At 47.2% G+C, this 12,988-nt stretch carries 13 protein-coding genes and 1 other RNA gene; 6 read left to right on the plus strand and 8 right to left on the minus strand.

Annotation, left to right across the window (positions count from 1 at the left end; genetic code table 11):
- A partial coding sequence (locus M2387_RS21355) for a hypothetical protein (RefSeq protein WP_259052478.1) occupies positions 1–874 on the minus strand: 874 nt, incomplete at its 3' end.
- Here M2387_RS21355 and M2387_RS21360 point away from each other — a divergent pair.
- A complete protein-coding gene (locus M2387_RS21360; protein WP_259052480.1) occupies positions 794–2,740 on the plus strand; it encodes a M60 family metallopeptidase in 1,947 nt (648 codons plus the stop codon). The genes M2387_RS21355 and M2387_RS21360 overlap by 81 nt on opposite strands.
- 339 nt (positions 2,741–3,079) lie before the next feature.
- On the opposite strand, the gene rnpB is transcribed toward M2387_RS21360, so the two are convergent.
- An RNA gene (gene rnpB, locus M2387_RS21365) (RNase P RNA component class A) lies at positions 3,080–3,459 on the minus strand.
- A 104-nt stretch (positions 3,460–3,563) separates the two neighbouring features.
- Positions 3,564–4,430 carry a 16S rRNA (cytidine(1402)-2'-O)-methyltransferase gene (gene rsmI / locus M2387_RS21370; protein WP_259052481.1) on the minus strand — a complete coding sequence of 289 codons (867 nt, stop codon included), beginning with the start codon at positions 4,428–4,430 and terminating at the stop codon, positions 3,564–3,566.
- A 62-nt stretch (positions 4,431–4,492) separates the two neighbouring features.
- Between rsmI and M2387_RS21375 the strand changes: the two genes are divergently transcribed.
- From M2387_RS21375 to dolP, 4 genes are all read left to right on the plus strand, one after another.
- The gene (locus tag M2387_RS21375; RefSeq protein WP_259052482.1) at positions 4,493–6,469 is read left to right on the plus strand and encodes a penicillin-binding protein activator; all 1,977 of its coding nucleotides are present in this window, start codon (positions 4,493–4,495) and stop codon (positions 6,467–6,469) included.
- A complete protein-coding gene (locus tag M2387_RS21380; RefSeq protein ID WP_259052752.1) occupies positions 6,427–6,822 on the plus strand; it encodes a YraN family protein in 396 nt (131 codons plus the stop codon). The genes M2387_RS21375 and M2387_RS21380 overlap by 43 nt, the downstream gene beginning before the upstream one ends.
- A 19-nt stretch (positions 6,823–6,841) precedes the next feature.
- Positions 6,842–7,432, plus strand: a complete 591-nt coding sequence (diaA, locus tag M2387_RS21385; RefSeq protein ID WP_211992824.1) for a DnaA initiator-associating protein DiaA — start codon at positions 6,842–6,844, stop codon at positions 7,430–7,432.
- Positions 7,433–7,520: 88 nt separating this feature from the next.
- Positions 7,521–8,096, plus strand: coding sequence for a division/outer membrane stress-associated lipid-binding lipoprotein (dolP, locus tag M2387_RS21390; RefSeq protein ID WP_259052483.1), 576 nt, complete (start codon positions 7,521–7,523; stop codon positions 8,094–8,096).
- A gap of 64 nt (positions 8,097–8,160) precedes the next feature.
- Here dolP and cybC read toward each other — a convergent pair whose 3' ends face one another.
- Together cybC and pmbA are read right to left on the minus strand one after the other, a co-directional pair.
- Positions 8,161–8,550, minus strand: coding sequence for a cytochrome b562 (cybC, locus tag M2387_RS21395; protein WP_259052484.1), 390 nt, complete (start codon positions 8,548–8,550; stop codon positions 8,161–8,163).
- A gap of 61 nt (positions 8,551–8,611) precedes the next feature.
- Positions 8,612–9,964, minus strand: a complete 1,353-nt coding sequence (gene pmbA, locus M2387_RS21400; RefSeq protein WP_259052753.1) for a metalloprotease PmbA — start codon at positions 9,962–9,964, stop codon at positions 8,612–8,614.
- Between the two features lie 99 nt (positions 9,965–10,063).
- On the opposite strand from pmbA, the gene yjgA reads away from it, so the two are divergent.
- Entirely contained in the window at positions 10,064–10,612 is a 549-nt protein-coding gene (yjgA, locus tag M2387_RS21405) for a ribosome biogenesis factor YjgA (protein ID WP_259052485.1), read from the plus strand.
- Between the two features lie 62 nt (positions 10,613–10,674).
- Here the strand turns inward: yjgA and M2387_RS21410 are convergent, their stop codons facing one another.
- From M2387_RS21410 to epmA, 3 genes are read right to left on the minus strand one after another with little or no spacing between them, the layout of a single operon-like run.
- The gene (locus M2387_RS21410) at positions 10,675–11,304 is read right to left on the minus strand and encodes a LysE family translocator (protein ID WP_259052486.1); all 630 of its coding nucleotides are present in this window, start codon (positions 11,302–11,304) and stop codon (positions 10,675–10,677) included.
- 32 nt (positions 11,305–11,336) lie between these two features.
- Complete coding sequence (locus M2387_RS21415; protein ID WP_259052487.1) at positions 11,337–11,873, minus strand: GNAT family N-acetyltransferase; 537 nt, start codon at positions 11,871–11,873, stop codon at positions 11,337–11,339.
- 35 nt (positions 11,874–11,908) lie between these two features.
- Complete coding sequence (gene epmA / locus M2387_RS21420; RefSeq protein WP_259052489.1) at positions 11,909–12,886, minus strand: elongation factor P--(R)-beta-lysine ligase; 978 nt, start codon at positions 12,884–12,886, stop codon at positions 11,909–11,911.
- Positions 12,887–12,988: the final 102 nt, after the last annotated feature.

Below are 12,988 nucleotides of genomic sequence, written 5' to 3' on the forward strand. Positions count from 1 at the left end.
TACTGGCGGCAATACCGGCGGCAATACCGGCGGCAATACCGGCGGCAATACCGGAGGCAATACCGGCGGCAATACCGGCGGCAATACCGGAGGCAATACCGGAGGCAGTAACGGTGGTGATACTGGTGGCAATACTGGCGGTGACACCGGCGGCAATACTGGCGGCAATACCGGCGGCAATACCGGCGGCAATACCGGCGGCAATACCGGAGGCAATACCGGCGGCAATACCGGCGGCAATACCGGAGGCAGTAACGGTGGTGATACTGGTGGCAATACTGGCGGTGACACCGGCGGCAATACTGGCGGTGATACCGGAGGCAATACCGGCGGCAATACCGGAGGCAATACCGGAGGCAATACCGGCGGCAATACCGGCGGTGATACCGGCGGCAATACTGGCGGTGATACCGGAGGCAATACCGGCGGCAGTAACGGCGGCAATACCGGCGGCAATACCGGCGGCAATACCGGCGGCAATACCGGCGGCAATACTGGCGGCAATACCGGCGGCAATACCGGCGGCAATACCGGCGGTGATACCGGCGGTGATACTGGCGGCAATACCGGAGGCAATACCGGCGGCAGTAACGGCGGCAATACCGGAGGCAATACCGGAGGCAATACCGGAGGCAATACCGGAGGCAATACCGGAGGCAATACCGGCGGCAATACCGGCGGCAATACTGGCGGCAATACTGGCGGCAATACCGGCGGCAATACCGGCGGCAATACCGGCGGCAATACCGGCGGCAATACCGGCGGCAATACCGGCGGCAATACCGGCGGCAATGTGGAAAATTACTTCATTTCCCCTAACGGTCTTCCTGAGTATTATACCATTAAAGATAGGAGATCCCGTTCCTGGAGCCAATATCAATATATTCCATTCTATATTAATAAAAATGATATTCTTACTATTTTTGTTGATGGTGAGACTGAAGATAACTTATTTGTATCTATAGGATTACCTGGCAGTAATATAGATATTTACCCATTATCAGCAGGGAGCAACTCACTCTCTATAGAATCTAGTGGATTATTAAGCTTCATCAACCACAATGAGGACGGAGAAGTTTATATTAAAATGAATTCACAACACCAAAGAATCCCCCATTTCAAACTGCATGAAAACACAAGTAATGAATTCAAGAATGAAATGTTTATTTATAACTCAGCACCATATGTAATATTAAGCAATAGTCTTTCAGATATTATCATCACATATTCAAGTGCTAATTTATATATAGATGACGCTGAGGACTTAATGGAGGATTATGAATTTTTTATAGACGTAGAAAATAATATAAATGGGTTAGTAGAAAATGGAAAATCTGACTACAAGTTAGATAACAATAGAAACTTACATATTGAATCGGATCTTTATTACATTTATGCTAACAATGAATACACTGGATATAACATCGAAGCTATGCCTCAACTTTTAGGACAATCAAATAGTCGATTTGACGTATGGTACATAAATGGGGTTCAAAGACAACAATATCCATGGCAATGGTCTTCTGGTACAGGATTAATCGAAGCCACCGCTAATATTTATTCACTCTCTGTTCAAGAAGCTTTAACCGGTAGAGCTTCCAAGATAGATGAATACAGGGAAAGTATAGAAAACTTTATAGCGGATACCTCACTAAGTAAATCATTTGATATACAAGATGTTTTTGTTAAGTCAGGACTTTTCTGGCAGTTGTATCTCACATTTGGAGAACATTTCTATCCACAATTAAATCAGAAATACAGATTGATGGATGCCCCCCCGCTAACTGAAGATGATGACAGTAAAAAACAAACATTTATCATTACAGTTTCTCAGTTAGTTAATATTAACTTATTGCCTTTTTTCTTCAGGTGGGGACTTGAACTGGATTTAAATACTATTTTCGAGTTATCTTTACTACCTGGTTTAGAAGAACCCATTTGGGAATATAATAATGATAACTATCATCGGCTAGATATGCCAGAATCTCAATACATCCCTGAGTTAATTCATCTTAAAAACGCTATAAGTGATGTGGTTATAGAAAAGAAATCAATAACATTCACTTTAGATAAAGAATGGTACACTCCATATAGATATATATTCTTTATAAATGATTATTATATTGGAGAAATTAATGAAGGTGATTTTTACTATTGTAATAATGTATCAGCAGATGGAGTATTCTATATTTCCATCTTCCCCAATGACATTGATGAGATATTAGATAATGATGTCTTTAAAATAATTATAGATTTTCAAGGGGAGCATATATCTTATTACTCCACTATAAAGATAAATAAATTGCAAGAAGATATTGAAAGTATCTTTACAGATAATGACTCAACAAATTTAGCAGATGAAACAACTCACAGTTCCTTAGGTGAATTATGGGATAGATATAATGAATCCAGAAACGAACATACTATCGCTCTAAAAAATAGATTAAGAAGAGCTGAATATATTTTACTATTAAATACAGTCACTGGATTCTATATTAAAAATAATGACGTTATTATTTCATTTAGTGAGGATGACTCTTTTCTAAACTATCAATATATGCTTCACTCAAATAAAGGATATTTATCTGAAATAACCTATGGGAAAAATCACTATGCAGCATTAAACGATCGAGTATGGATAACAGACTCAACACTAAACTCAACGATTGGGGAGGTTTTTTATATAAAAGCATTTTCTCGTGATGACGAATATATATTAGATATAATATCAATTGAATAATCCTCATCAGTAATATGACTGTTTTTATATTACTGATGAGCCATCTATTTAAAATTAGAATGTCACGACTCCAGAAAGGCTTCGTGTGCAACGAAGAAGCGATATAGTCGATTTCATCCTGCATCCCCGCAAGGTCGAAGAGACTGCTAAGCCGATCGATAAACCCGATTTTCGCAAAGTACAACGTATCTCAGAGGAGATTTTTCGCTGCGGCGTAAAAAACAGCCTGCTGGTAATCTGAAATGGAGACAGTAGCGGTTGCCACGTTTGAATATATACGGAATGAAACAGCCGTTGGTGCGTCTCTGTTGAGACACACCAACGTATTGTTTTTGAATGAGTTGAAGCTGACCGTTAAGCCGGGTTCTGTCGTGGACAGTCATTCATCTAGGCCAGCAATCGCTCACTGGCTCAAGCAGCCTACCCGGGTTCAGTACGGGCCGTACCTTATGAACCCCTATTTGGCCTTGCTCCGGGTGGAGTTTACCGTGCCGCGAACTGTTACCAGACGCGCGGTGCGCTCTTACCGCACCCTTTCACCCTTACCTGATCCCGCTTGCGCGGGCCATCGGCGGTTTGCTCTCTGTTGCACTGGTCGTAGGCTTGCGCCTCCCAGGCGTTACCTGGCACCCTGCCCTATGGAGCCCGGACTTTCCTCCCCTCCGCCCGTCTCCCCCTAAGGAGGACGACGACGAAGCGGCGACTGCCTGGTCAGCTTCGCGGCGAAGTATAGTGGGTTTCACCGCCACTGTCACTCAATACACCCGTTTCGGTGTATCTCTTGTTTACTCCCTGAACAAAACAGGGCGAAAAATCGTAATACTTACTTCTCGGCCTGTTCCAGGGCGTATTTATATAACGCGTTCTTCTTCACACCGTGAATCTCTGCGGTCAGCGCAGCCGCTTTTTTCAGCGGCAGCTCAGTTTGTAGCAACGCCAGTGTACGGAGTGCATCAGCCGGAAGTGCATCATCACTTTGCACTTTAAAACCTTCGACAATCAGGACCATTTCCCCTTTGCGACGGTTTTCATCTTCTTTCACCCAGGCCAGTAATTCCCCAACCGGTGCACCATGAATCGATTCCCAGGTTTTGGTCAGCTCACGCGCCAGCACCACATAACGCGACTCGCCCAGGACAGTACAGATATCCTCAAGGCTATCCAGTAAACGGTGGGTTGATTCGTAAAAAATCAGGGTTCGGGTTTCTTGTTCAATCGCTTTGAGTGCGTCACAGCGACCTTTAGTTTTGGCCGGTAAAAAACCTTCATAACAGAAACGATCCGAAGGGAGCCCTGCCGCACTGAGTGCTGCAATAGCAGCGCAAGGGCCCGGCAGCGGTACAACACGAATACCGGCTTCACGACAAACGCGAACCAAGTGATAGCCAGGATCGTTAATCAATGGCGTTCCGGCATCCGATACCAGAGCAATACTTTGCCCTTCCTGTAGCTTTGCCAGCAAAGTTTCGGCTTTTTGTTGCTCATTATGGTCATGAAGTGCGAATAAGCGCGCATTTATTGCAAAATGCTGTAATAAAAGACCAGTATGACGCGTATCTTCAGCAGCAATCAGATCAACACTCTGTAACACCGAGAGGGCCCGCTGTGTGATGTCGCCGAGATTGCCAATCGGCGTCGGGACGATATAGAGCGTTTTCGCTAAAATCGCTGCCGTTTCGTGTTGTTTCATTGTTTCATCCGTATTGCCGTTTTAATATTGAACACTGAGATTAAAAAACCACTGGATATTGAATGCGACTCTCAACCTTAAAACTATCAAAAGTCGGACGCAGTTTGCCTGTGTTACTCGCTGCACTGATTTTTGCCGGGTGTACTTCACAGACATCCGATACACCCCAGGAGCTGCCTCCAGCCAATGGTACTGCCAGTTCAGCCTGGTATCTGCAAAAAATTGAGCAGAGCTCAGATGATAGCAAGACCCAATGGCAATTACTCGCCATTCGTGCACTGTTACAAGAAGGACAGACTGAGCAGGCTATCGGTATTTATAACCAGCTGCCAGAAAAGCTGAATAATGCTCAGCAACTAGAGCAGTCATTGCTCATGGCGCAAATTAAAACAGCACAGCAGGATTATGCTGCCGCCTCTGCCCTGCTCAATAATATTGATGCCACCCGACTCGATGCTAATCAGCAGCAGGCTTACTATAGTGCGGTGATTGCAGCCAGCGCCGGACACCCTTCACTGGCCTTAGTGCGTGCTTACATTGCCCAGGAGCCGCTATTAAGCAATGACAAAAAACAGGAAAATATCGATGGTACCTGGCAAGCCGTATCATCAATGACGCCTGAGCAAATGAATACTCTGGTCATTAATGCCGATGAGAACACCCTGCAAGGCTGGCTGGAGCTTCAGCAGATCTGGACCAACAATCGCACGGATTTAGAGAAACTAAAAACCGGTATCCAGGAATGGCAGATACGCTACCCGAATAATCCGGGAGCGAAACTCTTACCCACCCAGCTGACTAATCTTCAGAACATAAATGTCGGTTCTGCCTCCATCGGGAAAATAGCTTTGTTATTACCCTTGAATGGCCAGGCAGGATTATTCGGGCACAGTATCCAGCAAGGTTTTGAAGCGGCAAGAACCCAAGGTTCACAGCCTGTGGCCTCCCTGGAAGCACCGGCTGAAAGTCTCGCCAGCGATGATTTGTCTTCTCTCACGGGTGTAATACCTGCGGTTGATGAACAGCCTCAGTCAGCAGCCGTTTCGTCTGTTCCCGCTAACCCAAACGCAGAAATTAAGATCTACGATACCAGCAGCCAGCCGATTGATCAGGTCCTGGCCCAGGCACAGCAAGATGGTGCGACAATTGTCGTCGGTCCGTTACTGAAAAATGATGTCGACGCCCTGTCTGGTGTGAACAGCTCACTGAATATTCTGGCGCTCAACCAACCAGAAGCGACTCAGAATCACCCAAATATCTGTTATTTCGCTTTATCCCCCGAGGATGAAGCCCGTGATGCAGCCCACCATATCTGGCAGCAAAACCAGCGCAGCCCATTATTACTGGTGCCCTCCAGCCCGTTGGGTGAGCGAGTTGCCAAAGCCTTTACCAGTGAATGGCAGAGCTTAGGTGGTGGCACCGTATTGCAGCAACGCTTAGGTTCGATGAGTGATTTAAAACGTGGGATCAATGGCGGGTCTGGAATCGCACTTACCGGAACCCCCGTTATCACAGCGAATAATCCTCCTGAATCAGTCACTATTGGTGACCTGACTATTCCGACGGTACCTGTTGAGCCTCAAATAACCAGCAGCGGTGGAAACGTTGACGCGGTTTATATTGTCGCTTCATCAGATGAAATGGCGCTGATTAAACCAATGATTACCATGCGTACCGGAAGTCGTGGTGGCGCTCAGCTATACGCGAGCTCCCGTAGCGCACAGGGTATCAGCGGCCCGGATTTCCGCTTTGAAATGGAAGGCCTGCAGTACAGCGAAATTCCGCTGCTCTCTGGCGGTAACCCGCAGCTAATGCAGCAAGCTCTGACTAGCGTCAATAACGATTACTCCCTGGCACGCCTGTATGCCATGGGGGTTGATGCCTGGTCTCTCGCCAATCATTTTGCTGAATTGCGTCAGAGCCCTGGCTTTACACTCAATGGTAATACCGGGCAGTTAAGTGCCACGACAGATTGTGTCGTAAACAGAAAACTTAACTGGTTACAATTCAGTCAAGGCCAGGTCGTTCCGGTTTCTTGAATACTCAACAGCGCGGCGCAGGCTATGAAATAAAAGCGCGTCGCTACCTTGAGTCTCAAGGGTTACAATTCATTGCCGCGAACGTATATGTTCGTGGCGGTGAAATAGATCTCATCATGCGACATCACCAGGTTATCGTGTTTGTCGAAGTGCGTTTTCGCCGTAATGATGCTTTCGGCAGCGCTGCCGCCAGCATCACCGTCCGAAAGCAAAAACGCCTGCTTCATACTGCACAAGTGTGGCTGAATGGAACAGGTGAAAGTTTTGATACTGTAGATTGCCGTTTTGATGTGTTAGCTTTCACCGGCAATGAAATAGAGTGGCTGACCAACGCGTTTGCCGCTGACATCTAAAAAACCAGGTAAAATCAACGTGCTTGAAAGAATCAAAGCCTGCTTCACAGAAAGTATTCAAACCCAGATAGCGGCAGCAGAAGCCTTGCCAGATGCTATTTCTCGGGCAGCTATCACTCTGGTTCAGTCGTTACTGAACGGGAATAAGATCCTGTGTTGTGGCAATGGAACATCTGCGGCGAACGCCCAGCATTTTGCTGCCAGTATGATTAACCGCTTTGAAACAGAACGGCCTGGTTTACCCGCAATTGCACTAAATGCGGATACAGTGGTCTTAACAGCGATTGCCAACGATCGTCTGCATCAGGAAGTGTATGCCAAACAGGTACGCGCTCTCGGTCAGGCAGGCGATATTTTGTTAGCTATCTCGACCCGTGGCAATAGCCGCGATATTGTCAAAGCAGTGGAAGCAGCTGTCACCCGGGATATGACCATTATTGCCTTAACAGGCTACGATGGCGGTGAACTTGCCGGCTTGCTGGGGCCGCAGGATGTCGAAATCCGCATTCCTTCTCACCACAGCACGCGTATTCAGGAAATGCATATGCTGACCGTAAACTGCTTATGTGACCTTATAGACAACACATTATTCCCTCACCAGGACGGGTAGTTTTTTATCCTAAAAGTGATAAAAGAATACCTGCAATGTTGTCTGACAGACCTGAGAGATAACACCTCTTTCAAAAGAAGGAATCGATATGAAGGTTATTACTCCCATCGCAGTCCTTGTCTCCGCGTTGCTACTTCAGGGTTGTGTCGGTGCAGTACTCGTCGGCAGTACCGCTGTGGCAACCAAAACGGCGACGGATCCGCGTACCGTAGGTACCCAGGTTGATGATGGAACGCTAGAATTACGTGTGAGTAATGCGCTCAATAAAGATGAGCAAATCAAGAAAGATGCGCGTATCAACGTGACCGCCTATCAGGGAAAAGTGCTCCTTACAGGTCAAGCACCTAATGCTGAAGTGTCTGCCCGAGCCAAACAAATAGCCATGGGTGTCGATGGTGCGACTGAGGTCTATAACGAAATTCGTAACGCGCCAAAAATTGGCTTAGGCACAGCGTCCAGTGATACCTGGATAACCACCAAAGTCCGTTCCCAGTTACTGGCAAGCGATCAGGTGAAATCAACCAGCGTAAAAGTGACGACCGAAGATGGTGAAGTCTTCTTGCTGGGTCTGGTTACTGAGCGGGAAGGAAAAGCGGCGGCCGATACAGCCAGTCGGGTCAGCGGCGTGAAACACGTCACCACGGCATTTACTTTTTTAAAGTAGTCGCAAGATAAGAATGAAGAACTAACAGGCAGAATCATCACTGCCTGTTATTTTCATCAACTGATTAACGATACTTTTTATGGTATTCGTTACGAGTCGCTTTAAATCCTTCAGCCGCAGCTTTCGCTTCGTCGACTTTACCTTCGTCAGCCAGTTTCATCGCACCATCAATTTGTCCGATAAGAATATCAAACCCGTGGTGATAATCTTTCATTGCAGCGCTATCTGCTGATTCTTTCTCAAGTTTTGGCGGTACGCCCTTTTTCGCATCCAGCGCGGCAGCGCGCATTTTCGTTAAAGCTGTTTTCAGGGTTGCAGCCTCTTTGGCAGTGAGGACTGAATTGTAGTTCTGAGCCAGGATATCCATGTCTTCAGCAACATCATTTGCCATAGCTGAAACACTGCTCAGGAGGAGGGTTGACATTGTTAACATTGCAATCAAGTGTTTACGCAATTTGCTCACCTGGTATTATTTTATTTAAAAACAGGCGTGATATCTCACGCCACACAACGAACTACTGCCCGGCAATTTTCATTTCAGGCAACAGAACAGAACCACACTGTATATTGCTACGTGTTTCAATATCGTTACCAACGGTTACGATTTCACGCCACATATCCTTAAGATTACCGGCAATGGTAATTTCACTGACCGGATACTGGATTTCACCATTTTCGACCCAGAAGCCCGCCGCACCCCGTGAATAATCACCGGTCATACCGCTGACGCCCTGCCCCATTAACTCGGTCACCACCAGCCCGGTACCCATTTGCTTGAGCATACCGTCGAAGTCGAGACCACGACCTGCGATACGCCAGTTATGGATACCGCCTGCATGACCGGTACTTTTCAGGCCCAGTTTACGCGCTGAATAATTGGTTAACAGCCACTGCTGAAGCACACCATCTTTGATGATGTCGCGGCGTTCAGTCCGAACGCCTTCGCTGTCGAAAGGCGTTGAGGCAAGACCTTTCAGTAAGTGTGGATGCTCTTCGATGGTCAGCCAGTCAGGGAATATCTGCTGTCCTAATGCGTCCAGCAAGAAGGTAGATTTACGATAGACAGAGCCGCCAGCAATCGCTCCGACCAAGTGGCCAAATAAGCCCGTTGCCACTTCAGAGGCAAAAATAACTGGTGCTTTCATGGTTGCGAGTTTGCGTGGAGCCAGGCGAGAAAGAGTACGACGCGCACATTCCTCGCCAACCCACTCAGGGCTCTGCAGGTCTTCTATCGCGCGACCAATGGTATAAGCGTAATCACGCTCCATATCACCATTTGCTTCCGCGATGACACAGCTGGAGAGCGAATGACGTGTGGAGCAGTAGCTTTGCAGCATGCCGTGGCTATTGCCGAAGACTTTGATGCCGTAGTGGCTGTTAAAACTGCCGCCTTCGGTATTGGTAATGCGTTTATCCACATTCAGAGAGGCATTTTCAGCCCGGGCGGCTAATTCAATGGCCCGCTCTGCATCCATTTCTGTTGGATGGAAAAGATCTAAATCCGGGGCATCGAAAGCCAGTAACTCTTTATCAGCTACGCCTGCACAAGGGTCTTGTGAGGTATAGCGTGCAATATCCAGCGCGGCCTGTACCGTACGGGTAATGGCATCCTGGCTGAGATCGGTGGAAGAAGCGCTACCTTTACGGTTTTGATGGTAAACGGTGATACCTAATGCACCATCGCTATTGAATTCAACATTTTCTACTTCACCATAGCGGGTACTGACCCCTATTCCGGTGGTTTTGCTGACCGCAACTTCGGCACCATCTGAGTGCTTTGCTGCTAACTCCAGTGCCAGAGAAACCGCCTGCTCTAAGGTTTGACGTTGTTGTGCTACTTGCGTGTTTACTTTCATCGCGATTGCCATAGTGTAAGGAGAGTCATTCCAGTCTAACAGGATCAGAACAATTTCGCAGTCTGGTCCCTTTACTGGTAATATTCGCGTCAACTTTTTAAGGAGCCTGATATGACCAAACAGCCCGAAGACTGGCTCGATGACGTGCCCGAAAATGAAGACGAAGATGATGATGAGATTATCTGGGTCAGCAAAAGCGAAATTAAACGCGATGCCGAAGAGCTTAAACGCCTGGGTGTTGAATTAGTTGAACTTGGCAAAAATGCCCTCGAGAAAATGCCACTGGATGACGATCTCCGTGCCGCTATTGAACTTGCCCAGAAAATTAAAAAAGAAGGACGCCGCCGTCAGTTGCAGCTGATCGGTAAAATGATGCGTTCTCGTGACGTGGAGCCTATTCGTCAGGCTCTCGATAAGTTAAAGAACCGCCACAATCAGCAGGTTTCGCTGTTCCATAAGCTTGAAGCCCTGCGTGACCGCCTGGTTGACGAAGGTGATGAAGCAATTAGTGAAGTACTGAGACTTTATCCTGAGGCTGATCGCCAGCAACTGCGTGTGCTTATCCGCAACGCACAGAAAGAAAAAGCGGCCAATAAGCCGCCTAAGTCATATCGTCAGATTTTCTCTTATCTGCGTGAACTGGCTGAAAGCCAGGACTGATTTTCTGTCACTACAACAGAAAGACTTAGCGGTGTACTGTTAAGTCTTTCTGCTTGTTCAAATTACGTCACATTACTCCGGCGGTAAAGTGCAACCCCAACGGCCAGTACAGCCAGCATACCTGCACAGCTGCGATTCACCCCACGCATCACCTGGGCGGAAAAACGACGCATCGCATGACGACCACCCCAGGCATAAATCGTCATCATCAGACAATCAATAATCGCACTCACCAGAGCCAGAATCAGATACTGACTCAGGATAGGTTCTTGAGGGCGAATAAACTGTGGCAAAAAGGCAGAGAAGAACAACAGGCCCTTCGGGTTAGATAACCCGACCATCAGAGAACGTAAAAATGCCGTTTTACCGGTAGTGAAAGCCGCACTATTACTGACATGCAATGCCTGAGCCGGTGCACGCCATAAAATACAGGCCAGGTAAATCAGGTACAGGGCACCGCCCCACTTAACCAAAGTGAATAGCTGCTCAGAAGCCTGAAGTAATGCCCCTAAACCACATCCCACGGCAGCGATTAGCAGTAAATCTGCCAGCACCGCCCCCATAAAGCCGTAACCTGCGATCCGCATTCCGTAAGTGGCACCATTATTTAATGCCAGCAGCATCGAAGGTCCTGGGGTGACCATGACCGCGCTGACTGCCACAACGTAAAGAAAAAGGGTACTGAGATCCATAATGCTCCTCTAAAACGGCTCTGCTAGTCTGTTTAAACGTTAGTACTATCAGCCATTACTTCATGACGTAAATCATTCAAAAAACGCTGATATTGCTGTGAGTCTATTTGCTGGGGATAGCTCAGAACAATCAGCTGATGGTCGGCAAGATTTTCATGATACGTCGGATGAGTATGCGAATAATGGTTTACCTGAAAACCTAATGACTGATAAAAACGGAGTCGTTTTCGCGCAATTTCTGTCGTCAGTGGGTCAATTTCAAGAATAGTGAGTGGAGACTGCAGCAAAAATTGATTCAGCATGCGTTTGCCATAACCCTGGCCACGCAGGGTGTCATTCACCGCAAGGTGTTCGATATAGCGATAATCGCCAAAGTCCCACATCCCAATCATGCCGATAAACATCTCAGCATCAAACCAAGCCTGTAGCTGATAATTTGCATGATTTAAAGCACGTATTTTAGCTGCATGGCATCGTTTTTCATGTAATGGAAAAGCACTTTCATACAGCCCATCCACCTGCGCGAAAAGAGCCGTTCTTTCGCTATCAAGCGGTATTATTTTCAACATTAGCGACGAATCTTTTTGGTTTGATGACTACGGATTTAAGCTCTATCCACCGTGAATGCGAGCACTTCGGCCAGGCTGTCAGCACCCAGCGCCAGCATCACCAGGCGGTCAACGCCCAGCGCGACGCCAGAGCAGTCTGGCAGACCCGCTTCCAGCGCACCCAGCAGCAAGTTATCAATAGGTTGTTGCGATAACCCACGCTCAGCACGCTTACGATTATCCTGTTCAAAACGCTGGCGTTGTTCACGGGCATCTGTCAGCTCATGGAAACCGTTAGCCAGTTCAATACCTTTAAAATAAACTTCGAAGCGTTCAGCAACACGGTGATCTTCACTACTGATTTGTGCCAGTGACGCCTGAGTTGCCGGGAAATGATAAATCACAACCGGTTTGTCTTTACCTATCAGAGGCTCAACGCCGAAGGTGAACAGCATCTGTAATAAGGTATCCCTGTCCTCTTCCTCATCAGCAATATTACTCAAGTCGAGTTTTGCTGCCGCAGTACGTAATGCTGCTTTATCGGCTGACAACGGATCTATTTCCAGGTAACGCTGAAAAGCTTGCTGATAAGAGAGATTTTCAGCCGGTTCACAATCCAGCACCTGTTGCAGCAAATCATCAACTTCATTGATTAAACGATACATGTCGTAGTGCGGACGGTACCACTCCAGCATCGTAAATTCAGGGTTATGATGACGCCCCATCTCTTCATTACGGAAACTACGGCACAACTGAAACACCGGCCCGCAACCTGCTGCCAGTAAACGTTTCATATGATACTCAGGGCTGGTCATCAGATAGAGATTTAATCCCCCGGAATGTCCGGGTCCGACGAAACGTGTTTCAAACGGTACCAGATGAATATCGGTGACCGTTGCCTGACTCATACAAGGCGTTTCCACTTCCAGAACGCAACGATCGGCAAAAAAACGTCGAATCTCAGCCAAAATAGCTGCACGTTTAAGTAAGTTAGGAATGGACGCACTTGGCTGCCAGGAGGCCGTTTCGCTCATAAGTAAATCTCCGTCAATCAACAAGGTCGAAAAGTCTACCTGTATCCCAGAACAGAGACAAATTATGTGCATTATTTTTCTTAACTGAGCTCGTATATCGCA

Origin of the sequence: Klebsiella sp. BIGb0407, assembly GCF_024807845.1 — a bacterium.
Taxonomy (GTDB): Bacteria; Pseudomonadota; Gammaproteobacteria; order Enterobacterales; family Enterobacteriaceae; genus JGM124.